This is a genomic window from Halobaculum halobium (assembly GCF_030127145.1).
Taxonomy (GTDB): Archaea; Halobacteriota; Halobacteria; order Halobacteriales; family Haloferacaceae; genus Halobaculum; species Halobaculum halobium.
Genome location: NZ_CP126158.1, coordinates 168681 through 191783 on the forward strand (window position 1 = coordinate 168681; position 23103 = coordinate 191783).

A 23103-nucleotide genomic window follows, 5' to 3' on the forward strand; every position below is an offset into this window, starting at 1 on the left:
CATGACACTGGAATCCGACATCGACGACCTGTGGCACCGCTACGACGACGGACTCACCGCTGCCGACGCCGACGCCGCCGTCCGGCGAACGCTCGACGAGTTCCTCGACGCGCTGGAGGCCGGCGATGTCCGCGCCGCGCGCAAGACCGGCGACGGCGTCGACTCGTGGGAGGCAACCGAGTGGGTCAAGCGGGGCGTCCTGCTCAACTTCGGCCTGCGCGAGACCGAGCGCCGCGAGTACGGCGGCGTCGGCTACTACGACGTGCTCCCGCTGCGCGAGACCGACGACCTCGAAGCCAGGGGCGCGCGCAACACCCCCGACGGAACCGTGCTCCGACGAGGCGCCCACCTCGGCGACGACACGATCATGATGAGCCCGTCGTTCGTCAACATCGCCGCGTACGTCGGCGACGGCACCCTTGTCGACTCCTGTGACACCGTCGGCTCGTGCGCCCAACTCGGGGAGGACGTGAAGCTCGGCGCGAACACGCTGATCGGCGGCGTGTTAGAGCCGGTCGAGGACGCGCCGGTGATAATCGAGGACGGCGTCTCCCTCGGCGCGGGCTGTCGGGTCACCTCCGGGTTCCGCGTCGGCGAGAACTCGATCGTCGGCGAGAACACGCTGCTCACCCCCAGGATCCCGGTGTACGACCTCGTCGAGGAGGAGGTCGTCTACGGCCACCTCCCCGAGAACCGCCGGGCGTTCACCCGGTTCGTCGAGTCGAGCGTCAGCGACCACGACCTGTTCGAGGGCGGCGCGTACAAGCCCGCGGTCGTCGCCACCGACGTGGAGACGGAGACGCTGGAGGCGACTCGGCGCGAGGACGCCCTCCGCGAATGAGCGCCGAGCAGTCCGTCGGGGGTGGAAACCCACTCGTCCGCCGGCTCGCGGACTGGGACGCCGACCGCCTGCGCGACCTGGCGGCCGAGCACGGCACGCCGCTGTACGTCACCGACCTCGACCGGGTCGCCGAGAACTGCGCGCGCCTGCGCGACGCGTTTTCGGGCGCGGACGTGAAGTACGCGGTGAAGGCACACACCGGTCGAGCCGTCCTCGAAACGGTCCACGAGGCCGGCCTCGACGCCGAGTGTGCTTCCGCCGGCGAGGTCCGCCGCGCGCTCGACGCCGGATTCCCCGGCGAGCGCGTCGACTACACCGCCGTCAACCCGCCCGCATGCGACCTCGACAGCGTGGTCGAGTGGTGGGGCGACCACCCCGATCCCACGATCACCGTCGGCGCGCGCGACACGCTGGATCGCCTCGCCGAGCGCGGCTACGACGGCCGCGTCTGCGTCCGGGTCAACCCGGGCGTCGGCGCGGGCCACCACGAGAAGGTCAGGACGGGCGCGGCGCCGAAGTTCGGCGTCCCGTACGACCGCGCGGCCGAGGTCGTCGCCGACGCCCGCGACCGGTTCGACGTGGTCGGGATCCACGCCCACGCGGGGTCGGGTATCCACGCCGAGGAGGACCTCGCTGCCCACCGCGACCTCGTCGCACGCATGGGCGAGTTGGCGCGCGAGATCGGATCCGCCGGGGACGAAGGCGGCGACGGCGCACTGGAGTTCGTCAACGTGGGCGGCGGCTTCGGCGTCCCGTACCGGGAGGACGACCCCGCACTCGACCTCGACGCCGTCGCCGACGCGACCAGGGAGGCCCTGGGCGACGTTGCCGCGACGCTCGCGGTCGAACCCGGCCGCTACGTCGTCGCCGACGCGGGCGTCCTCCTGACCCGGGTGAACACCGTGAAGCCGACGCCCGAGACGACGGTCGCCGGCGTCGACGCCGGGATGACGGATCTGCTTCGCCCGGCGATGTACGACGCGTACCACGCGATCCGGACACTCGACGTCGACGAGGCCGACGCGGAGGGGACTCCCGAGGACTGCGCCCGCGACACCGGACCGGTCACCGTCGCCGGGCCCATCTGCGAGACCGGCGACACCTTCTGCGACGCTCGCGAGCTGCCGATCCCCGAGCGGGACGACCTGCTCGCCGTCGGCAACGCGGGCGCCTACGGCTACGAGATGGCCTCGACGTACAACTCCCGGTCGCGCCCCGCGGAGGTGAGCCTCGCGGGCGACCCGCTGCGCGAGCGCGAGACGCTCGCGGGAGTTACCCGGTTGGAGCGGCGAGGGGAACGCGAATGACCGAGCCATCGGAGCAGCGCGCGTCCGCCGAGTCGCGGACGGTTCCGGCGGTGAAGTACCACGGCACGGGCAACGACTTCCTGGTGGTCGACGCCGCGGACGCCGCCGGAACGGTCCCGGACCGCGGCGCGTTCGCGGTCCACCACTGCGACCGCGAGACCGGCGTCGAGGGCGCCGACCGAACCGGCGCCGACGGCGTCCTGTTCATGGGGATCGACGGGACCACCGTCGACGGCGACGGTCCCGTCACGGCCACCATGACGCTCGTCCAGCCGGACGCCTCCATCGCCGAGATGTGCGGTAACGGCGCGCGCTGTGCGGCCGCGTGGGTGCGCGAACGAACCGGCGCGAACGTGGTCGACCTGGAGACGCCCGCCGGAACCCGCCGGGCGGTCGTCCGCGACGGCGACGGGAACGGCGGAACTGACGGCGGCGCCGGCGGCGACGGACCCGACGAGGTCACCGTCGAGGTGGAGATGGGTCGCCCGTCGTTCGCCCCGGAGGACGTGCCGCTTGCGGCCGACCGGGACGCCCCGCTCGTCGAGGAGGACGTGGAGGGCCTCACCGTCACCGCCGTCGACACCGGCGTTCCGCACGCGGTCGCGTTCGTCGACGGCGACGCCGGCGGGGTGGACGCCGTGGATCTGGAGTCGGTCGCGCCGCCCGTCCGCCACGCCGAGGCGTTCCCGGATGGAGCGAACGTCACCCTCGCGACCCATACCGGCGACGGAACGGTCGACCAGCGCACATACGAGCGCGGCGTCGAGGGCGAGACGCTCGCGTGCGGGACCGGTGCGGTCGCCGTGGGCGCGGTCGCGCGCCGTCTCGGCGTGACCGACCGAACCGCGCTCGCCGTGTCGCCGCCGGGCGGCACGCTTCAGATCACGGTCCCCGACGACGCGCCGGCGACGCTCACCGGTCCGGCTGCACGGGAGTTCGAGATCGAGCTCGCGGTGCCGGAGGCGGCCGCCGGGGAGAGTGCCGAATGAGCGACGGCACCGCGGCGTCGCCGGCGGCCGACTTCGACCCGGTCGACTTCCTCGCCGATGCCGTTCAGATAGAATCCCACGAGTCGCCCGACGCGATGCGAGAGTACCTCCTCGAGACGCTCTCGGATCACGGCGCGGAGCCGTGGGTCGACAACGCCGGCAACGTCCGCGCGACGCGGTGCGCGGCGGATGCAAGTGCCGCGGCGCAGGGGCCGCACCTCGTGTGCAACACCCACATCGACACCGTGCCCCCGCACGTTGACTGCCGACGGGACACCGACGACGAGGGCAACGAGGTGGTTCGCGGCCGCGGCGCCTGCGACGCGAAGGGACCGCTCGCGGCGCTGCTCGCCGGGTTCTTGGCGGTGGAGCCGACGCGGGGACGAGTCACGCTCGCGGTCACGTCCGACGAGGAGACGCTGTCGACTGGCGCGGACGCGTTGGTACGGGGTCGCGAGGACGACCACCCGGACGGCCCGGTCGCCCCCGTCGACGGCGACCTGTTCATCGTCGGCGAACCGACCGACTGCGACGTCTGCGTGGCTGCGCGGGGCCGGTTCGAGGGGACGCTGACGCTCACCGGGTCGGCGGCCCACGCGGCCGAACCGGACTCGGGCGTCAACGCTGTCGCAGCGCTGGAGCCCGCGCTCGCGGCGATTCGTCGGTTCGACGACGGCGCCGAGGCGCACCCGATGCTCGGGGAGCCGACGCTCGTCGCGACCGGCGCGACCGGCGGGGAGGCGACCAATCAGGTGCCCGCGTCGGCGACGATCACACTCGACCGCCGCTCGGTGCCGCCGGAGACCGCCGAGGGATTTCGCGCGTCGCTGGAGGCGGCCGTCCGCGAGGCCGTCGCCGACGACGTTGGCGTCGCGTTCGACCTCACGGCGCGCCCGACGCCGTTCCTGGAGGCGTTCGACACCGATCCCGACCACCCGCTGGTCGCGGCCGTCTCCGGGGCGGCGAGCGCGGTCGGCGGCACCGCCGACGGTGAGGTGCGTCCGTTCGGCGCGGCGACGGAGGCGTCGTACTTCTCGCCCGCGCCGACGGTCGTATTCGGACCGGGACACTTGGCGGACGAGGCCGGCGCGGTCGCCCACAGCGAGCGCGAGTACGTCCGCGTCGACCGCGTCCGCGACGCCGCCGGGACCGCGCGCCGCGCGCTCGACGAGCTGCTCGGGTAAATCGACCGCCGTCGCTTTGGTCGCCCGGACGGTAGCACGAGCCATGTGTACGTTGACGCTGGCCTGGCAGGTGTTCGACGAGGCGCCGGTCGTCGTGGCGGCCAACCGCGACGAGTCGTACGGCAGGCCCTCGGAGCCGCCGGCCGACCGCGGGGACGGAGTCATCGCGCCGCGAGACGCGAAGGCGGGCGGGACGTGGATGGGCGTCACCCACGCCGGCCTGTTCGTCGGGATCACCAACCGCTGGGTCGACGGACTCCCCGGAGCGCGCTCGCGGGGATTGCTCGTCGATGACTGCCTTCGCGCTGAGTCGGCCGAGGACGCCGCACGGTACGTTGAGGAGTCGTGTCGCGAACACGGGTACGACGGCTTCAACCTCGTGCTCGCGGACGCGGGAGCGGCGGTCCTGCTGGAGTGGGACGGGTACCTGACGGTGACCGAGTTCCGCCCCGGGGTCCACGTCGTCGGTAACACCGGATACGACGGTCACTACTTCGAACCGGTCGCACGGCCGGAAGCGGGCCCCGCGGAGGCGCAGAACGCGACGCGACTCCGCGCCGAACTGGCTCCCGAACGAGACGAGTCGGCCGACGCGTGGCTCGATCGAGCCGGGAGGGCGCTCGGCACCCACGAGTTCGGCGCGTGCGTCCACGACGAGACGCGCGGGTTCGGCACGGTGTCCTCGACGCTCATCCGCGTGGGGGTCGACGGATCGCTTCGCTACGACCACGCGGACGGCCCGCCCTGCGAGGCCGCGTTCGAATCGGTGGAGATGTGGGGATGAGTCCGATCCACGGGCCGCGATGCAGCGGGCGGCCGACCGCCTCGGTCCGGCTGGCCGAAATAAAAGGGAAAGGGTAAACGGGGGCGCGGTCGTTAGGGCGTGTATGAGCGCCTCCGAAGCCGAAGCGAGCCTCGCCGAGGACGAGCTCGCCGGCCTCGAACTCGTCCGCGAGACCGGCGGCATCCACCAGTCCGACTTCTGGAAGGAGCTGGACGTCTCCTCGCGCAAGGGGAGTCGCATCGCAGAGAAACTGGAGGGCCTCGGGCTGATCGAACGCGAGGACGCCGTCTACAACGGGCACAACACGTACTTTTTGGCACCGACGGCGAAGGACCTGAACTTCTCGTTGTTGATGGCCGGTGACATGCTCTCGCCGTTCATCGGCGAGGAGGAGATCGATCCCAACTCCGACGCGTTCACGCAGTGGCTCATGAACCTCGCGTACGAGGAGTACTGAACTCGCGTCTTCGCGGAACCGTCCGTCCTTCACCTCGACCCGCTCGGCCGTCTGCTAGTGGTGGCGCAGTCGACCAGTGACCGCGGGCGGGGACTGGGCGTCGCGACGGACTCCCAGCCACCGCGCGGGGAAACGGGCGGACCCGGTCCGCTGACGGCTCAGTCGTCGGCGAAGTCGTCCAGTTCGTCGACCAAGTCGCCGCCGTAGCCGACGTAGCCGGCGGGAGTCAACGCGTGGAGTTCCGCGCGAACGTCCTCGTCCACGTCGAGGTCGTCGAACAGGCCGCGGAAGTCCTCGATCGTGACACGCCTGCCCCGCGTGAGCTCTTTCACCCGCTCGTAGGCGGCGGTGTCGCCCTCGCGTCGGAGGATCGTCTGGACCGCCTCACCGATCACCTCGGGCGTCGCCTCCAGTTCCTCGCGCATCACCTGCTCGTTCGGAACGACCGTCGAGAGCCCCGCGGCCGTCTTCGAGTAGCCGATGAGGCAGTGAGCGAGCGCGGCGCCCATGTTGCGCTTGACCGTCGAGTCCGACAGGTCCCGCTGGAGCCGCGAGGTGGTGACGTAGTCCGCGAGGAAGGTGAGATCCGAGTTCGCCTTCGAGAGGTTCCCCTCGCTGTTCTCGAAGTCGATGGGGTTGACCTTGTGCGGCATCGTCGAGGACCCGGTCTCGCCCGCGGCGGCCTCCTGCCCGAGGTAGCCGTCGGAGACGTACAGCCACACGTCCAGATCCAAGTCGAGCAGGACGTCGTTCACCCTCCGAAGCGCGTCGAACAGCGTGGCGAGGTCGTCACAGGGATTCACCTGCGTCGCGAGCGGCGTGTGCTCCAGTCCGAGCGACTCGACGAACTCCCGCGAGAACGCCCGCCAGTCCACGTCCGGGTAGGCCGCGCGGTGGGCAGCGTAGGTGCCGGAGGCGCCGGCGAGCTTCCCCGACAGGGAATCGGCGGCGTCGGTGACGCGCCCGAGCGTCGTGGCGAGGCGAGCGGCGTACACCGCCAGCTCCTTCCCCCACGTCGTCGGCGTCGCGGGCTGGCCGTGCGTCCGCGCGAGCATCGGCACGTCGCGGTGTTCGCGAGCCTCCTCGGCGAGCGTGTCGCGGAGGTCGCGCAGCTCCGGGACGAGGACGGCGTCGATCGCGGGCTTGACCAGCAGCCGGTGAGCGAGGTTGTTCACATCCTCGCTGGTGAGCCCGAAGTGGATCCACGGGTGGAGGCGCTCGGGCGTCTCGGTACGCAGGAAGTACTCGACGGCCTTCACGTCGTGGTTTGTCGCGCTGTACCCCTCGGCGCCCTCCGTCTCCAGGCGCTTGACGAGCCGGGCGTCCTCGGCGTCGAACTCGTCGACGACGGCGCGCAGATCGGCCCGCTCGTCGTTCGAGAGGTCGACGTCGATGGCGGGCTCGTCGGCCAGCGCGAGCAGGTATTCGACCTCGACTTCGACGCGAGCAGCGATCAGGCCGGCCTCGCTCGCGTACGGCACCAGCGGCGCCGTCCGACCGGCGTATCGCCCGTCCAGCGGCGAGACGGCTGCGAGGGGGTCCTCGCGGGGGATGTCCATGTCCGGCGCTGCTGTCGCGGACGGCAAAGCGGTTTCGGTCGACAACCGTTCGGAACACCACGAGCGTGCATACGACGGCGCGATAGTCCCGTCGACCGCGCGGTTTCGATCCGGAATCGTGCATATTGTCGGCCCGCAGACCGCAACGCTCTTTCCGACGGCGCGGGAGCCTTCGCGCATGAAGATCGCGGGCATGGCGAGCAATCGCGGGCGCAATCTCAGGAACATCGCGGACCGAGCGCCGGGCGGCGCCGAGGTGTCGGTCGTCCTGACGAACGACGCCGACGCGCCGGTGCTGGACGCGATGGACAAGCGCGGCGTGGCGACCGAGGTCGTCGAGCGCGAGGCGGGCGAATCGCGGGAGCCCCACGAGGAGCGCGTCCTCGACGCGCTCGCGGACCACGACGTCGACATCGTGTGTCTGGACGGCTACATGCGCGTCCTGACGGACACGTTTCTCGAGGCCGCGCCGCCGACGCTGAACGTCCATCCCTCCCTCCTACCGTCGTTCGCCGGCAACGACGCCCACCGGCGCGTGCTCGACGCCGGCGTCCGCCAGACGGGTTGCACCGTCCACGTCGTCACCGAGGAGGTCGACGGCGGGCCAATCGTCACTCAGGAGACGGTCCCGGTGTACGAAGGGGACGACGAGGCGGACCTGAAAGAGCGCGTGCTCTACGAGGCGGAGTTCGCGGCGTACCCGCGGGCCGTGAAGTGGTTCGCCGAGGGTCGCGTCACGGTCGATCTGGACGCCCACGAGGTCCACGTCGACGGCGACGACGCCGGCGACGGCCAGTTCCCCGCGCGGCGGACGACGAGCGAGGATCGCGTCCGTGAACTCCGCTACGGCGAGAACCCCCACCAGGACGCCGCGCTGTACGCCGACACAACCTGCGAGGAGGCGAACGTCGTCGCCGCCGACCAACGCAACGAGGGCGCCAAGAAGCTCTCGTACAACAACTACAACGACGCCGACGGCGCGCTGAACCTGGTGAAGGAGTTCGACGAACCCGCGGCCGCCGTGATCAAACACACGAACCCCGCGGGCTGCGCCACGGCCGACACGCTCGCGGACGCGTACGCCGACGCGCTCTCGACGGACGCGAAGTCCGCCTTCGGCGGCATCGTCGCGCTCAACCGCGAGTGCGACGCCGAGACGGCCGAGCTGATCGTCGACTCGTTCAAGGAGGTCGTCGTCGCCCCCGGCTACGCCGACGACGCGCTCGACGTGCTGTTCGAGAAGGACAACCTCCGCGTGCTCGACGTCGGCGACGAGGAGTCGTTCGGCGAGCGCCCGGAGACGCTCACGGAGAAGCCCATCGTCGGCGGCCGACTCGTGCAGGAGCGCGACCTGCAGGCGCCCGAGCGCGACGACCTGGAGGTCGTCACCGAGCGCGCGCCGACCGACGAGGAGATCGAGACGATGCTGTTCGCGTGGCGCGTCATGAAGCACGTGAAGTCGAACGGCATCCTGTTCGCGACCGGCACCGAGACGGTGGGCGTCGGAATGGGGCAGGTCAGCCGCGTCGACGCCGTCACGCTGGCGGCGATGAAAGCCGAGAAGGACGCCGATGGCAAGTCCGCCGCCGGCGCCGTGATGGCCTCGGACGCGTTCTTCCCGTTCCCGGACGCCATCGAGGAGGCCGCCGAGGCGGGCATCGAGGCGGTGATCCAACCCGGCGGGTCGGTCAACGACGACGACGTGACCGCCGCGGCCGACGAGCACGACATGGCGATGGTGTTCACCGGCGACCGCGCGTTCCGCCACGACTGAGCCGCGCCGACGCCGGTAGCGCGCTCCGGGCCACAGGGCAACGTGTCGACCGAAGCAGTTATCGAAACGGGGTACAGCGCACGAACTATGACCGTGACCGTGTATGACTGAGGACGCGGTACCCATCGACGCGAGCGCGACCGCGGCCTCGACGTCGGCCCGCCTGGCGAACCTGCACGAGGCCACGCGCACGATGATGCTCGCTGAGTCGCGGGAGGCGGTCGCGCGGACGGCGGCGACGGCGGCGACGGACGTCCTCGGGTTTCCGCTGAACACGGTCCGCCTGTACGACCCGGAGACGGACCGACTCATGCCGACGGCGGTCTCCGACGGGGTGGAGGAACTCGCCGGCGAGCGGACGCCCTACGAACGGGGCGAGACGATCCAATGGGAGGCCTTCGACGGGGGCGACCCGCTCGTGTTCGACGACATCACCGACATCGACGACGACGTGCCCCGTTCGGGCTCAGGGAGCATGCTCATCGCGCCGCTGGGCGAGCACGGCGTGCTCACCCTCGGATCGACGACCGAGGGCGGGATCGACCCGGCCGACGTGGAGTTGGCGCGCGTGCTCGCGGCGAACGTGGAGGCGGCGATGGACCGCGCGCGGCGGCGGACGGCGCTGGCCGAGCGGACGGAGTCGCTGCGGCGCAAAAACGAGCGGCTGGACGAGTTCGCCGCCATCGTGAGCCACGACCTCCGGAACCCCCTGAACGTCGCGCGCGGGTACGTGGAACTGGCCCTCGAGGAGGACGACACCGACCACCTCCCGGCGGCCGTCGAAGCGCTCGACCGGATGGACGACCTCGTTGACGCAACGCTGTCGCTGGCCCGTCAGGGACGCGACGTCGAGGAGACGGAGCCGACGGACGTCGGCCGGCTCGCGCGGGAGGCGTGGGCGGTGGTCGACGCGCCCGAGGCGTCGCTCGTCGTCGACGACGCGCCGACGGTCGCCGCCGACCCGGAGCGACTGCGGACGCTGCTCGAGAACTGCCTGCGCAACGCCGTCGACCACGCCGGCCCCGACGTGACCGTCGTCGTGGGCGAAAGCGACGAGGGGTTCTTCGTCGCCGACGACGGCCCGGGAGTCGATCCCGGAGACCGGGACGCGATGTTCGACCGCGGGTACACGACGGCCGACGACGGCACGGGCTTCGGGCTCGCGACCGTCGCCGACATCGCTCGGGCCCACGGCTGGACGACGAGCGCCTCAGAGAGCGCGGACGGCGGCCTCCGGCTGACCTTCGACGGCTCCCGTTAGCCATAAGCGCGCGCCGCGAATCCGTCCGGGTATGCGCTACTACGAGGCGGCGAACTTCCTCTTCGACCTCCGGCGCTTCCAGGTCAAGCCGGGCACCGAATCGGTGCGCGACCTGTTGGCGCACCTGGGTGACCCCCACGAGGGGATCGACTTCGTCCAGGTCGCGGGGTCGAACGGGAAGGGGAGCGTCGCCCGGATGGTGGAGTCCGTCCTCCGCGAGGACGGCCGCCGCGTCGGTCTCTACACCTCCCCGCACTTCGAGCACGTCCGCGAACGCGTCCGCGTCGACGGCCGATCGATCCCGAAAGCCGAGGTCGCGGCGTTCGTCGAGGCGGCGAAGCCGTGGCTCGTCGAGCGGGCTGCCGACGGCGAGCCGCTCACCTTCTTCGAGGTCGTCACCGCGTTGGCCCTGTGGCGGTTCGACCGGGCGGACGTTGACGTGGCGGTGTTGGAGGTCGGGATGGGCGGGGAGTTCGACGCCACGAGCGTCGTCGATCCCGTCGCCGCCGCGGTGACGAACGTCTCGCTCGAACACACTGCCGTCCTCGGCAACACGGTCGAGGAGATCGCCCGCACGAAAGCGAAGGTCGCACCCGCGGGCGGTCCGCTCGTCACGGCGACGGCGGGGGAGGCGCTCGCCACCGTGCGGGAAGTCGCCGGCGACCGCGACGCTACCGTGCGCACCGTGGCGGGACCGACCGGCGGCCCGGCTCCCGCGGACGCGGACCTGACGGCGACGTACGAGGGCGCGGTGAGTCCCCAGGAGTCGCGGGTCGCGCTCGTCGGCGACGGCTGGGCCGTCGAGACCAGGATCCCGCTGTTGGGCGCCTATCAGGCGACGAACGCCGGCGTCGCCGCCTCGCTCGTGCGGGCCATGGGCGTCGACGACGGCGGGACGCTCGCGCGCGGACTGCGAAACGCCCACTGGCCCGGCCGCTTCGAGGTCATGGAATCGGACCCGCTCGTGGTGCTCGACGGCGCGCACAACCCCGCCGCCTGCGGGACGCTCGGCGAGACGCTCGCCGAACTCGACGCCGACGATCTCCACCTCGTGTTCGGCGCGATGCACGACAAGGACCACGGTGAGATGGCCGCCGCGCTGCCGGCGCCTGCGTCAGTCCACACGTGCGCGCCGACGCTGGACCGCGCGGAGGACCCGGAGGTGCTCGCGCGGGTGTTCGAGCGGGAGACCGACGCGACGGTGACCGCCGGCGATTCCGTCGCCGACGCGCTCGCCGACGCGCGAGCGGCGGCCGGTCCGGACGACTGCGTGCTGCTCACCGGGTCGCTGTTCTGCGTCGCGGAGGCGCGTACGACGTGGACCCGACAGGTCGTCCCCAAGGGTCTCAGCGACGGGGCGGACGCCCGCGAGACCCTCGCGGACGCGAACGTCCCGACCCCCGAGATCGCCGCCGCGGCCGACGAGAGCGTCCACGAGACGGTGAAGACGCGGGTCTCCGAGACGCAGGCGACCCACCTGCGCCGGGAGGCCGCGCGCGCTGGCGCCGCCTGCGGCGTCAGCGGCGTCGGTGGCGGTGAGCTCGCGGAGGTCCTCCTCGCGGGGTCGCACGCGGCGTTCGGCGAGCTGACGGATGCGCTCGACGACCTCGGCCACGGACTCGCCGGGGTGGCCGAAGACTTGCGCGGAGCCGTCGGGGAGGCGACCGAGGCCGTCGCGGACCCCCGATACCCCTGGACCGACGGCACCGCGGTGATGGGCGTGCTCAACGTCACGCCCGACTCGTTTCACGACGGCGGGGAGTTCTTCGACGAGGCGGACGCACTGGCGCGCGCGGAGGCCCTCGTCGATGCCGGCGTCGACGTCATCGACGTGGGTGGGGAGTCGACGCGCCCGGGCGCCGAAGCGGTGCCCGTCGACGAGGAGATCGACCGGATCGTGCCCGTCATCGAGGCCGTTGCTGACGTCGACGCCCTCGTCTCGGTGGATACCCGGAAAGCGTCCGTGGCGGAGGCAGCGCTCGACGCGGGTGCCGACGTCCTCAACGACGTGACCGGATTGGAGGACCCGGAGATGCGCTTCCTCGCCGCCGAGCGCGACGTGCCGGTGATCGTGATGCACAGCATCGACACGCCCGTCGACCCCGAGACCTCCCCCGACTACGACGACGTCGTCGAGGACGTGATCGCCGAGCTGGGCGAGCGAGTGCTCCTCGCCGAGAAGGCGGGCATCCCCCGGGAGAACGTGATCGTCGACCCCGGGATCGGCTTCGGGAAGTCGCCGCGAGCGAACTTCGCCCTCTTGGGCCGGCTTGGGGAGTTCGAGGCGCTGGGCTGTCCGGTGCTGTTCGGCCACTCCCACAAGTCGATGTTCGAGTTGACTGGCGAGACCGCCGGCGACGCGCCAAATGGAACGGTCGCGGCGACGGCGCTGGCGGCGGCCAACGGCGCCGACATCGTCCGCGTCCACGACGCCGCCGAGAACGCCGCGGCCGTCCGCGTCGCCGCGGCGGCCGCCGACCCGGCGGGGTTCGACGCGCCGCGACCGGCTGACGGCGCCGGCGACACGGACCGAGCCGACGGCGACGGTGGGGACGCGTGACTGTGACCGAACCTGGCCCGTACGAGGCCGCGTACGCTCGTCCCGACGGTGAGGCGACGCCGGCGCGGCTCGCTCAGACCGCCCGGCGGTACGGGTACGACGGGCTCGTGATACGGACGCGCGAGGCGGACGTCGACGCCGCCGCGCTCCGCGACCGCTACGACGTGGACGTGGTGCCGGCCGTCGAGGTCGTCGCCGACGAGCCACCCTCCGCCAGCGGCGCGGTCGGCAACTTTCGGCCGGACTTCCCGCTGGTGCTCGTTCGCGGCGGGACCGACGCGCTCAACCGCTTCGCAGTCGAGCAGGACCGCGTCGACGTACTCGCCGCCCCGCTGTCGGGCGAGGGCGGCTTCAACCACGTGCTCGCGAAGGCCGCGGCGACCCACGGCACGCGCGTGGAGTTCGACCTCGGGCCGGCGCTTCGGGAGTCGGGCGGCGTGCGAGTTCGCGCGCTCAGGGGCTGCGGAAGCTCCGAGAGATCGTCGGCCACTACGACGCGCCGTACGTGGTAAGCGCTCGGCCGGCGTCGCACCTGCAACTGCGCGCGCCGCGGGAGGTGGCCGCGCTGGGGGCAGAACTCGGCTTCGCCGAGGAGTGGCTCCGTGCGGGCCTGGCCGAGTGGGGGCGGCTCGCGGCGCGCAACCGCGAGCGACTCTCCGCGGAGTTCATTTCCCCGGGGGTCCGAGTGGACCGGTGTGAAGCAGACGATCGCTGACCACGCGGCGCGGTTCTCGGAGGCCGCCGCCGACTACGACGACGAGCAGAACAGCGAGGAGTACGAGGCGTGCGCCGGGCTGGTCATCCGCCGCGCGGCGCCCGGCGAGACCGACACCGTGCTGGATCTCGGCACCGGAACCGGCGCCATCGCGCTCGCGCTTTCGGCGGACGCAGGCCGCGTCGTCGGCCGCGACGTGAGCGAGGGGATGCTGGAGCAGGCGAGGGAGAAGGCCGAAGACCGGGGCGTCGAAACCGTCGAGCTCGGGTACGGCGAGTTCCGCGCGCCCGAGTACGACGGCGAGGCGCAGATCGTCACCTCGAACTTCGCGCTCCACCACCTCGCGGACGAGCAGAAGCGCGAGGCGATCGAGACGTGGGCCGACCTCGACGGCGGGACGACGCCCAGTCGGAGCGACACGGTCGGCCCGCGGCGGATCGTGCTCGGCGACGTGATGTTCTTCGGCGAGCCGGACCCCGAGGAGCCGTTCTACAGCCCCGAGGTGGACGACCCGGCGACCGTCGGGACGCTCGTCGACTACTTCACCGACGCCGGCTACGCCGTGACGCAGGTGGACCGAGTCCACGATCAGGTCGGCGTGATCACCGCCGAGCGCGTCGTCTCCGGCGGCCGGGAGTCGTGACCGGACCGAACCGAGTCGTGACCGCGTCGACCGCCGCGTTCGATCGCCCGTGAAACACCTCCCCAAACACATCCGGCCGCGGTGGCGGTACCTCGTCGTCGGCCTGGAGTCGTGGCCCGACGCCAACCTCACGCGGGGGTCGGTTCAGCGCGAGGTGTGGTACGCCGCACAGAACCTCCTCGGCGACCCCGGGAGCGCCGACGCCGACCTGACGGTCGTGCGCTTCCGGTTCGCCGACGGGACCGGCGCCGCTGTGGTCCGCGTCCGCCACGGGGAACTCGAGCGCGCCCGGGCGGCACTGGCGTGCGTCGACACCGTCGACGGTGACCCGGTCGGGGTCCGCGTACGCGGCGTCTCGGGCACGATACGGGCCGGTGAGGAAAGCTATTTAGGCGGCGCGGGCGGAGTCGGAGACGAGAGCACGGTCGAGCTCACGGCCGACGGCGCGAGCGGACCCGGCCGTCGTCGCCGCGACGGCGCCGTCGACGTTTCGACGCCGTCTGGGTACGTGGGCGCGACCGACGGAGACACTTCCCGCCCGGGGCGGTCCGACCCGGCCGACGACGCGACCTCGGACGAACACTGACACTGAGACACGATGCAGGGACAAGCCCAACAGCAGGCGTACGACCGGGGGATCACCATCTTCTCCCCGGACGGTCGCCTCTATCAAGTCGAGTACGCGCGAGAGGCAGTCAAACGAGGGACGGCGAGCGTCGGGGTCCGCACGGCCGAGGGCGTCGTGCTGGCCGCGGACAAGCGATCGCGCTCGGAGCTGATGGAGCCGGACTCCGTCGAGAAGCTCCACAAGATCGACGATCACGTCGGCATCGCTAGCGCCGGTCACGTCGCCGACGCCCGCCAGCTCATCGACTTCGCACGTCGGCAGGCGCAGGTAAATCGCCTCCGCTACGGCGAGGAGATGGGCATCGAGACGCTGACGAAGACCGTCACCGACCACATCCAGCAGTACACCCAGGTCGGCGGCGCGCGCCCGTTCGGGGTCGCGCTCATCGTCGGCGGCATCGAGAACGGCGAGCCCCGCCTGTTCGAGACGGACCCATCGGGGACGCCCTACGAGTGGAAGGCGCTCTCGATCGGCGCGAACCGCGCCGACGTGCGCGAGCGCTTGGAGGAGGGCTACAACGACGACCTCGCGATGGAGGAGGGGATCGAGCTCGCGCTCGCCGCGCTCGCGGAGTCCGGCGACGAGGAGGGTCTCGAGCCCGACGGTGTCGGCCTCGGAACGATCCACGTCGACGACGAGCAGTACGTCGACCACGACGTCGCCTCGATCGAGGGCTACCTCGACGAATTCGACTTCCTCGCGCCCGAGGACGAGGAGGCCGACGGCGACGACGCGGCCGACGAGTAGTCGGGCCGAACCGCCTCGCCGCTCGCCGACCTGCACTGTCGGCTCACACCGTCGATCCGCGCTGCGATTCGCCGGGTCGCCGAGTCGAATTCACTTTCTATCGACGGTCCGTGGAGATGCGAGACGGCGACGAGCGCGATCTCAGTGATGGCGCGCTGACGGTCGACGCGTTCCAGCGCGTTCGCGCGGTCGATCGCATCGCCGTCGGCGACGCTCCCTCCGTCGAACGGGCTGTACCGTTGGGGAGCGTGCCCACTCCGGAAGAGAGTCGTCCGAGTGATCCGCCCGCGGCGCCGCGTGGTGACGAGGCGGCGGTGCGGGCGGATGTCGGCACGGAACGCGACGACGACCCAGACGTGGTGACAGTACTGTGGTGACAGACGATGGAGCGTCGCGTGCTGGCCGGTGACGCTCCGCGAGTCGCCGTCGCGGATATAACTATTTACTCACGATAGAATAAGCCTTTTGGCGGCTCGCGTGGTACGTCCGGTCATGAAGGCTATCGCCGTTCGCCGGGGGGAGGAAACCCCGTCCATTCTCGAGAAGCCGAGGCCGGAACCCGTCGAGGGGGAGGCGCTCGTCCGGACGCTCCGCGTCGGCGTCGACGGCACGGATCACGAGGTCATCGCGGGGAGCCACGGCGGCTATCCCGACGGCGAGGACCACATCGTGCTGGGTCACGAGGCGGTCGGCGTCGTCGTCGACCCCAACGGGACCGGACTGTCGGCGGGCGACGTGGTCGTGCCGACGGTCCGGCGCCGACCCAACGGCTCGAACGACTACTTCGCGCGCGGCGAGCCGGACATGGCGGCCGAGGGCCAGTACCACGAGCGCGGTATCGACGGCGCGCACGGGTTTATGTCCGAGTACTTCACCAGCCCCGCCGAACACCTCGTCCACTGTCCGCCGGAACTCGCGGAGCTGGGGTTCCTCGTGGAGCCCGCCTCGATCACCGAGAAGGCGATCGAACACGCGCGAGCGAGCCGATCCGCGTTCGAGTGGGACCCCGAGTCGGCGTTCGTGCTGGGCAACGGCAGTCTGGGGCTTCTCACGGTCGCGATGCTTCAGGAATCGTTCGACAGGCTCTACTGCCTCGGTCGGCGCGACCGACCGGACCCGACGATCGACATCATCGACGAGTTGAACGCGACGTACGTCGACTCCCGGGAGACGCCCGTCGACCAAGTGGCGGCGGCGCACGAGCCGATGGACTTCGTGTACGAGGCGACCGGCTACGCGAAACACGCCTTCGAGACGATCGAGGCGCTGGCGCCCAACGGGGTCGGGGCGCTGCTGGGCGTGCCCGGCGACTGGACGTTCGAGGTCGACGGCGGCGCGCTCCACCGGGAGCTCGTCCTCCACAACAAGGCGCTGGTCGGATCGGTGAACTCGAACGTCAGGCACTTCGAGCGCGCCGTCGAGTCGGTCGCCGCGCTGCCCGACTGGTTCACCGACGCCCTCGTGACCGGCGTGTACGGCCTCGACGAGTTCGAGCGAGCGTTCGACGACGACGACACCACTATCAAGACGGCCGTGGAATTCGGGGCACGATGAAGAACGTCGACGACCTCATCGACGACGCGGCGGAGCTGGCCGAGCGCGGGCTCTCGAAGGGAGAGATCGCCGACGAGTTGAACGTCTCCCGGGAGACGGCCTCGTGGCTCGTGGACCGGTCCGGCGCGACGCCCGCCGACGCGGGCGGTGACGCTGTGGACGCCGGGGGCCCCTCCGGCCCGCAGGACATCCACGTCGACTGGTCGACGATCGGGCGCGACTCGACGCGGCTCACCCACGTCGGTCGCGCGATGGCGGACCTGCTCGCGAAAGAGGGCGACGAAGTCGATCTCACCGTCGGTATCGAGAAGGCGGGGACGCCGCTGGCGACGACGATCGCACGCGAACTCGACACGGATCTGGCGGCGTACGCCCCGGCGAAACACCAGTGGGACGAGGGAGACATCGACGACGTTGGCGGCGGCTTCTCGCGTAACTTCGCGACGATCCGCGGCCGAGAGTGCTTCGTCGTCGACGACACTGTTACTTCTGGGACGACGCTCACGGAGACGGTCGAGGCAGTGCAGGCCGAAGGTGGTCAGCCCAAGGCGTGCGTGGTCATCGTCGACAAGCAGGGGCTCGACGAGGTCGCTGGCGTGCCCGTCTACTCGCTGATCAACGTCGTCGGCGTCGGTCGCGACTGAGCCGCGCGGATGGTCCCCGCGCCGTCTGATTCCACCGATCCCGCCGAGCACCACTACTCATCCCGTCGCGGCGAACCCGCCGATGGTGGCGAGGACGGCAGCGGCGCTAAGAATGGCGAGGACGTCGACAGCGGCGGCGACGACGGCGACGGATCGATCGATCGCGACGAGGGAGGGGACTGCGAGTCGGTCGTCTCGTGGGATCTCTCGACCGAAACGGACCGCGTCGCGGGCGCGGTGCTGCTCGCGGGAGTCGGCTTGATCGTCGGGCTCCCCGTCGGAGCCCTCGTCCTCGGCGGCGCCGTCGTTGCGGCGATCTCCCTCCTCGAGCAGAACCTCGTGCTGTTGGGAGCGCTCGCGGCAGCCGTGGTCGTCGCCGTCGCGATCTCCCGCGCGGAGTTCACAGCGATCCGCATCGCGAACCGCAACAGGACGGGAAGCGGGACGGGAACGCGGCGGATGGTAGTCGCCACGCTTCTCGGCGGAGTCGCTCACGCCGTACTCATCGCGATCGCCGGTGCAGTCGAGTACAGCTACGGGCTGGTTGCGGTCGGCTTCGTGACGATCGCCGCCTCCGCCGTGTTCGCGGGTGAAGGGCGGGTCGATCCGGCGGCGGGAACCGTCGACTACTGTGGGGACGAGTTGCCGCTGGGAGCGATCCGCTCGTTCCGGGCGGTCGGGTTCGCCGGCCGAGTCGTCGTCCTCCCGCGCTACCGCGGCGGGGTACCGACGGCCTCGCGGGCGGTGACCTTCTCTCGGGAGGCGTACGCCGCGGCGGAGCCGCTGTTGCGAGCGGGGGTCCGCGGAGACAGCGACGCACTCGGCCCCGTCGAGCGGCCACGCCGACTCCCGCGTGCCGTCAGAATCACCGCGGCCGTGATCGCGACGGGGATGGTCAGCGTCGCCGCCGCGGTCCACCTGCTCGCCCCGCCGGACCTTGCGGTCGTGGTTCCGCTGCTCGTGGCGGGCGAGATTCCGGTTATCGCCGTGTTGCTGTGGTACGCGTACGCCGGGTAGATCCGGATGTACGCGGTGAAAAAGCGGAATTCGCGATCGGGAGAAATACGACCGCGCTACCGCGTCACAACCCCTATCAACCGGAGTCGCTTACTCTCACGTATGGCGTTCCAACCCGAAAGCGAACTGACGACCGAGGAGGCCACCGAACGCGTCGACGAGGTGCTCTCGGAACACGACGTGGTGCTGTTTATGAAGGGGAATCGGCTGATGCCGCAGTGCGGCTACTCCAAGCGCGCGCTCGGGCTCATCTCCCAGCACGTCGAGGAGTTCGAGACGGTCGACGTGCTCCCGGCGCTGCCGGAGTACCGGGAGGCGCTGGAGGCACAAGGCGGGTGGGAGACGATCCCGCAGACGTACGTGGACGGGGAGTTCGTCGGCGGCAGCGACATCCTCGTCGAGTTGGAGGAACGCGGGGAGTTAGGCGAGACCCTCGGTGCGGACGCGTAGAACGCTCCTGGCGGTCGTTCCCACCTCGTTCGGATCGGCGCCGGCCGGGGACAGGTGTTTTACGCCTCGGGTTCGTAGATACCGGCGAGTAGGGTCGTACGGACGGCGACCGCAAGACGACGCGACGCTTTCCCGTCGCACCCACCCCACCCCCCATTCCACACATGTCAGGCCGCGTATACCGACTTCACTCGACACTTGAACTGCCACTGGAAGACCTGCAGGACCACTTCGCGTCCGACCCGGAGCTTCCGGAGGGCGTCGAGGACGTTGACATCACACGCCGGAACAACACGCTGATCCTGAAGGCGGTGTCGAACGACGAATCGATCGGGAAGTACACCCCGACTGCCCAGTTGAAAGCCAGCGTCTCTGAGACGCGGGTGTACGAGGAGGAACCGCCCCGTACCGGCGGCGGCTGGATGCAAGAGGAGGAAGAGGAGATCCCCTCGGAACTCGTGGAGTTCGCCTGCTTCAAGGGCGACCGCGAGACCGTCCTCCAGAACACCGCGCTGCAGTATCCGATGTTCCTCGTGCTGCGCGAGATCGCGCTGCTGTCGGAGAAGGGAACGCTCACGGCCATCACCGAGGTCGACGACACGCTCCGCGCCCACCGCATCGTCGAGGGCGAGGAACGCCCCGCCAGCGTCGAGGTCGTCGAAACCCCCAACCGCGACGCCGAGAAGGGCGGCGTCGAGTGGCGGGACAACAAGTTCATCAGCTGATCGCTGCGCCTGAACGGAGGCGGTCGCACGGGACGCCAGAGCACACGCGGCGTCAGACCGAACGCGACGATCGCCTGTACACGAGAGCACGGCAGCAGATTTCACATTCCCACGGGTAGGCCGCTACCTGCGGCTGATAGGCACTCCATATTGTCGCTCAAACCGGCCCGAGCGACGGTTACGGTCACAAGAACTTTACCCGTCTAATTATATCTCATTACCAGGCATGGCAGACTCACAGCAGCAGTTCCCCGAGTATCTTGACGTGGACTACACGGACGGCGAGGGTGAGGAACCCGGCGACTACCCGAGCATCGAGCACAAGCTCGAGAAGGCCCTGGAGGTCGTCGAAACCGGCCTGCGCGAGTACGAGAACCCCGCGGTGATGTGGACCGGCGGGAAGGACTCCACACTCACGCTGTACTTCGTGAAGGAAGTCGTCGAGCAGCACGACGAACTGGAGCTGCCGGTAACGGTGTTCATCGACCACTACCAGCACTTCGACGAGCTGATGGACTTCGTCGAGCACTGGGCCGACGAGTGGGACCTGGAAGTTGTCTGGGCCCGCAACTCGGACGTGGGCGACTACGTCGAGGAGAACGATCTGGAGCCGGGCGACGACATCCCCGTCGACGCGCTCTCGGAACACAACCAGCACCACATCCGCAACATCCTCGAGTACGAGGAGGAGACGTTCCCGTTCCTGCTCGACACCTACGTCGGCAACCACCTGCTGAAGACGGTCGCGCTCAACGACACGCTGGAGTCGGAGGAGATCGACGGCATCATCTCAGGCATCCGCTGGGACGAGCAGGAGGCCCGCGCAGACGAGACGTTCTTCTCGCCGCGCCACGACCCGGACATCTACCCGCCGCACGACCGCATCCAGCCGATCCTCCAGTTCAAGGAGGCGGACGTGTGGGACGCCTTCTGGTACTTCGTCGTCCCCGAGACAGTCGAGGGGTATCCCGAGGACGGCTACGTCCCGCAGGGCTTCGACGACCTGCCGGACGGTATCGAGATCGAGGACATCCCGGTGTCGCCGAAGTACTTCGCCGGCTTCCGCTCGCTTGGCTCGGAGATCTCGACGGACAAGTCCGCCGAGGAGCCCGCGTGGCTGCAAGACATGGAGAACACGACCGAGCGCGCCGGCCGCGCCCAGGACAAGGAGGACCTGATGGAGCGCCTCCGCGACCTGGGCTACATGTAAGATCCGCGCGCTGTCGCCCCGCGGTGATCGCTGCCTAGTCCCCTTCGACGACCGCTTTTTCCGGATAACTTCGGACCGACAGTCACCGCTCTTCGATCGAGATCCGCGTCCAGCCGTCGTCGCCGCGATTCGGTCGCCCCGGGCGCAGCCCGCCATCGCCAGCGGAGGGTGATCCGGGACTCTCTCCCCCACGGTTGTCAACTCGGGGAACCCCTCTGGCACCGGCTCGCGACTCAGCACCTCGTCGCCGGAGGCGATCGACTCGCTCGTCCATCGGTGGATGCGTTGCCAGCAGCCGCGCGAGCGGGTGCTCGTGCTCTCTGCGGCTGTACAGCGGCGCGAACGGGATCCGAGAGCGGCTCGCCCGCTCGATCTGCTCCAACGCGCGAGCGAGTGCGAGCGGATCTCCTGTCACCTCGACCGCGCGGTCGTCGGCCGCGTGCTCGCGCCGACGCGAGTACGCGCGCAAGAACAGCGTCAGCCCGACCAACAGGAGCGTGAGCACCTGCGCGAGTCCGACGTGAAGCTGTCCCGGCACCGTCCGGTGCCACTGGCCGGGCGACCCGCGTGCGAGCGCCACCCCGCGGGCGAACCCGCCAGCGAGGAACGTCAGCGGGGCGAGCGCGAGCGCGACGACGCCGACGGCGGTGTGGACGGCACTGTGAGCGAGCGTCTGCACGAGGCCGTCGCGGCCCTCGATGTGGGCGAGTTCGTGCGCCAGCACCGCGCGCAGTTCCGCGGCGTCGAGCGCACGAAACAGCGAGTAATCGACGACGAGCGCGGGCGGGCGCCCACCGAGCGCGAGGGCGTTTGGCTCGCCCAGGCGGGCGACGTACACCCCGGGGCGAGACACGTTCATCGCCGCCGCGAGGTCGTCGACGACGCGGTGGACGCCGCGGGCACGCTCGCGCGGAAGCTCTCGCGCGTCCAGTCCGGCGAGGGTTCGCCCCGTGCCGAACCGGTAGGTGAGATACCCCGAAATGAGCGTCGCCAGGAGGAACGTCCACGCCAGCGTGAACACGCTCGGCCGGTTCGCCCAAACGAACTGTCCGAGCCGCCAGAAGACGGCGGCGGCGACCCCGTAGAAGCCGAGTGTCGCCGCGCCGGCGACGGCCATCGCGGCTCGGAAGCCGGCGCTCGGGTCGCGGGTGGGAGCCGAGGGCGAGGACGGGGACATCGCTCACCGTCCGTACGTCGGCGCCGCTCAAACCGGTGTCGACGGGTCCGGTGGCGCCCGACCGTCACGGGTAAGGGGTGGTCGACGCGTACCCTCGGTATGAGCGACGACGCTGACGGCGACGCTGACGGGACCTCCGACGGCGACGCGACCGCTTCGCCCGGCGCCTACGTCGGGCTGTTCTCCGGTGGTAAGGACTCCTCGTGGGCGGTGTACCGGGCGCTGGATCGCGGGCTCCCGGTCGAGCGCCTGCTGACGGTCCACCCCGCGGGCGACTCGTACATGTACCACGTCCCCGAGACGCGCCTCGCGGCGCTCGCGGCAGAGAGCATCGGGATCCCGCTCGTGGAGATCGAGCCAGACGACTTCGACGCCGGTTCCACGACCGACTCGGGCGCGCAGGGCGACAGGGAACTCGAACCGATGGAAGCGGCGCTGACGGATCTGGCCGCAGAGGTTCGGCTGACGGGTGTCACCGCTGGCGCCGTCGAGTCCGAGTTCCAGACGAGCCGGATCGAGGCGATGTGCGATCGCCTCGGGATCGAACTGTTCGCGCCGCTGTGGCAGCGCGACCCCCGGGCCCTCGCCGAGGAGATGCTCGATGCCGGCTTCGAGATCACGGTCATCCAGGTCGCGGCGGCGGGGCTTGACGAGTCGTGGCTCGGCCGGACCATCGACCGGGAGGCGCTCGCGGAGTTGGAACGACTCAACGACGAGTACGGCGTCCACCTGCTCGGCGAGGGCGGCGAATTCGAGACGTTCGTCACCGACGGCCCGCACATGGACCGCCGGATCGAACTGTTGTACGACACGGAATGGGACGGCACCCGCGGACGGATCCGGGTGACGGAGGCCAAACTGGCGGACTAGACCGGTC

The 23103-nt window shown here is 70.6% G+C and carries 22 protein-coding genes and 1 pseudogene; 21 read left to right on the forward strand and 2 right to left on the reverse strand.

Going from position 1 to position 23103, the window contains the following annotated elements; all coding sequences use genetic code 11:
• Position 1: 1 nt before the first annotated feature.
• From P0Y41_RS00930 to P0Y41_RS00955, 6 genes are all read left to right on the forward strand, one after another.
• Positions 2-841, forward strand: a complete 840-nt coding sequence (locus tag P0Y41_RS00930; protein WP_284062144.1) for a 2,3,4,5-tetrahydropyridine-2,6-dicarboxylate N-succinyltransferase — start codon at positions 2-4, stop codon at positions 839-841.
• The gene (gene lysA / locus P0Y41_RS00935) at positions 838-2148 is read left to right on the forward strand and encodes a diaminopimelate decarboxylase (RefSeq protein ID WP_284062145.1); all 1311 of its coding nucleotides are present in this window, start codon (positions 838-840) and stop codon (positions 2146-2148) included. The genes P0Y41_RS00930 and lysA overlap by 4 nt, the downstream gene beginning before the upstream one ends.
• Positions 2145-3137 carry a diaminopimelate epimerase gene (gene dapF / locus P0Y41_RS00940; RefSeq protein WP_284062146.1) on the forward strand — a complete coding sequence of 331 codons (993 nt, stop codon included), beginning with the start codon at positions 2145-2147 and terminating at the stop codon, positions 3135-3137. Before lysA ends, dapF begins: the two co-directional genes overlap by 4 nt.
• Positions 3134-4321 carry a M20/M25/M40 family metallo-hydrolase gene (locus P0Y41_RS00945; protein ID WP_284062147.1) on the forward strand — a complete coding sequence of 396 codons (1188 nt, stop codon included), beginning with the start codon at positions 3134-3136 and terminating at the stop codon, positions 4319-4321. Before dapF ends, P0Y41_RS00945 begins: the two co-directional genes overlap by 4 nt.
• 43 nt (positions 4322-4364) lie before the next feature.
• Positions 4365-5105 (forward strand): NRDE family protein, encoded by a 741-nt coding sequence (locus P0Y41_RS00950; protein ID WP_284062148.1) that lies wholly within the window; start codon positions 4365-4367, stop codon positions 5103-5105.
• A gap of 103 nt (positions 5106-5208) precedes the next feature.
• A complete protein-coding gene (locus P0Y41_RS00955) occupies positions 5209-5562 on the forward strand; it encodes a helix-turn-helix transcriptional regulator (protein ID WP_284062149.1) in 354 nt (117 codons plus the stop codon).
• A 158-nt stretch (positions 5563-5720) separates the two neighbouring features.
• Here P0Y41_RS00955 and purB read toward each other — a convergent pair whose 3' ends face one another.
• On the reverse strand, positions 5721-7121 hold the full coding sequence (gene purB, locus P0Y41_RS00960; protein WP_284062150.1) for an adenylosuccinate lyase: 1401 nt from the start codon (positions 7119-7121) through the stop codon (positions 5721-5723).
• A 178-nt stretch (positions 7122-7299) separates the two neighbouring features.
• On the opposite strand from purB, the gene purH reads away from it, so the two are divergent.
• The 14 genes and pseudogenes from purH (at position 7300) to P0Y41_RS01030 (ending at position 21049) form a co-directional block, all read left to right on the forward strand.
• The gene (purH, locus tag P0Y41_RS00965) at positions 7300-8895 is read left to right on the forward strand and encodes a bifunctional phosphoribosylaminoimidazolecarboxamide formyltransferase/IMP cyclohydrolase (protein ID WP_284062151.1); all 1596 of its coding nucleotides are present in this window, start codon (positions 7300-7302) and stop codon (positions 8893-8895) included.
• A gap of 103 nt (positions 8896-8998) precedes the next feature.
• On the forward strand, positions 8999-10156 hold the full coding sequence (locus tag P0Y41_RS00970) for a sensor histidine kinase (RefSeq protein WP_284062152.1): 1158 nt from the start codon (positions 8999-9001) through the stop codon (positions 10154-10156).
• A 31-nt stretch (positions 10157-10187) separates the two neighbouring features.
• Entirely contained in the window at positions 10188-12716 is a 2529-nt protein-coding gene (gene folP, locus P0Y41_RS00975) for a dihydropteroate synthase (RefSeq protein WP_284062153.1), read from the forward strand.
• Positions 12713-13431, forward strand: a pseudogene (locus P0Y41_RS00980) (RNase P subunit p30 family protein). Before folP ends, P0Y41_RS00980 begins: the two are co-directional and overlap by 4 nt.
• Positions 13412-14074 carry a class I SAM-dependent methyltransferase gene (locus P0Y41_RS00985; protein WP_284062154.1) on the forward strand — a complete coding sequence of 221 codons (663 nt, stop codon included), beginning with the start codon at positions 13412-13414 and terminating at the stop codon, positions 14072-14074. The pseudogene P0Y41_RS00980 and the gene P0Y41_RS00985 overlap by 20 nt, the downstream one beginning before the upstream one ends.
• Before the next feature lie 49 nt (positions 14075-14123).
• Positions 14124-14660, forward strand: a complete 537-nt coding sequence (locus P0Y41_RS00990) for an Rpp14/Pop5 family protein (RefSeq protein WP_284062155.1) — start codon at positions 14124-14126, stop codon at positions 14658-14660.
• Positions 14661-14672: 12 nt separating this feature from the next.
• Positions 14673-15449: an archaeal proteasome endopeptidase complex subunit alpha gene (gene psmA / locus P0Y41_RS00995; protein WP_284062156.1), complete on the forward strand. Its 777-nt coding sequence runs from the start codon at positions 14673-14675 to the stop codon at positions 15447-15449.
• Between the two features lie 116 nt (positions 15450-15565).
• Positions 15566-15826: a hypothetical protein gene (locus P0Y41_RS01000; RefSeq protein WP_284062157.1), complete on the forward strand. Its 261-nt coding sequence runs from the start codon at positions 15566-15568 to the stop codon at positions 15824-15826.
• Between the two features lie 115 nt (positions 15827-15941).
• The gene (locus P0Y41_RS01005) at positions 15942-17003 is read left to right on the forward strand and encodes a glucose 1-dehydrogenase (protein ID WP_284062158.1); all 1062 of its coding nucleotides are present in this window, start codon (positions 15942-15944) and stop codon (positions 17001-17003) included.
• Positions 17000-17647 carry a transcriptional regulator GfcR gene (gene gfcR, locus P0Y41_RS01010; protein ID WP_284062159.1) on the forward strand — a complete coding sequence of 216 codons (648 nt, stop codon included), beginning with the start codon at positions 17000-17002 and terminating at the stop codon, positions 17645-17647. The genes P0Y41_RS01005 and gfcR overlap by 4 nt, the downstream gene beginning before the upstream one ends.
• A gap of 9 nt (positions 17648-17656) precedes the next feature.
• Entirely contained in the window at positions 17657-18664 is a 1008-nt protein-coding gene (locus P0Y41_RS01015; protein WP_284062160.1) for a hypothetical protein, read from the forward strand.
• A gap of 102 nt (positions 18665-18766) precedes the next feature.
• Positions 18767-19114 (forward strand): glutaredoxin family protein, encoded by a 348-nt coding sequence (locus P0Y41_RS01020; protein ID WP_284062161.1) that lies wholly within the window; start codon positions 18767-18769, stop codon positions 19112-19114.
• A 164-nt stretch (positions 19115-19278) separates the two neighbouring features.
• The gene (locus tag P0Y41_RS01025; RefSeq protein WP_284062162.1) at positions 19279-19839 is read left to right on the forward strand and encodes a DUF7110 family protein; all 561 of its coding nucleotides are present in this window, start codon (positions 19279-19281) and stop codon (positions 19837-19839) included.
• A 226-nt stretch (positions 19840-20065) separates the two neighbouring features.
• On the forward strand, positions 20066-21049 hold the full coding sequence (locus P0Y41_RS01030) for a phosphoadenosine phosphosulfate reductase family protein (RefSeq protein ID WP_284062163.1): 984 nt from the start codon (positions 20066-20068) through the stop codon (positions 21047-21049).
• 82 nt (positions 21050-21131) lie between these two features.
• Here P0Y41_RS01030 and P0Y41_RS01035 read toward each other — a convergent pair whose 3' ends face one another.
• On the reverse strand, positions 21132-22226 hold the full coding sequence (locus P0Y41_RS01035) for a M48 family metallopeptidase (RefSeq protein WP_284062164.1): 1095 nt from the start codon (positions 22224-22226) through the stop codon (positions 21132-21134).
• A 99-nt stretch (positions 22227-22325) separates the two neighbouring features.
• Between P0Y41_RS01035 and P0Y41_RS01040 the strand changes: the two genes are divergently transcribed.
• Entirely contained in the window at positions 22326-23096 is a 771-nt protein-coding gene (locus P0Y41_RS01040) for a diphthine--ammonia ligase (protein WP_284062165.1), read from the forward strand.
• Positions 23097-23103 lie beyond the last annotated feature (7 nt).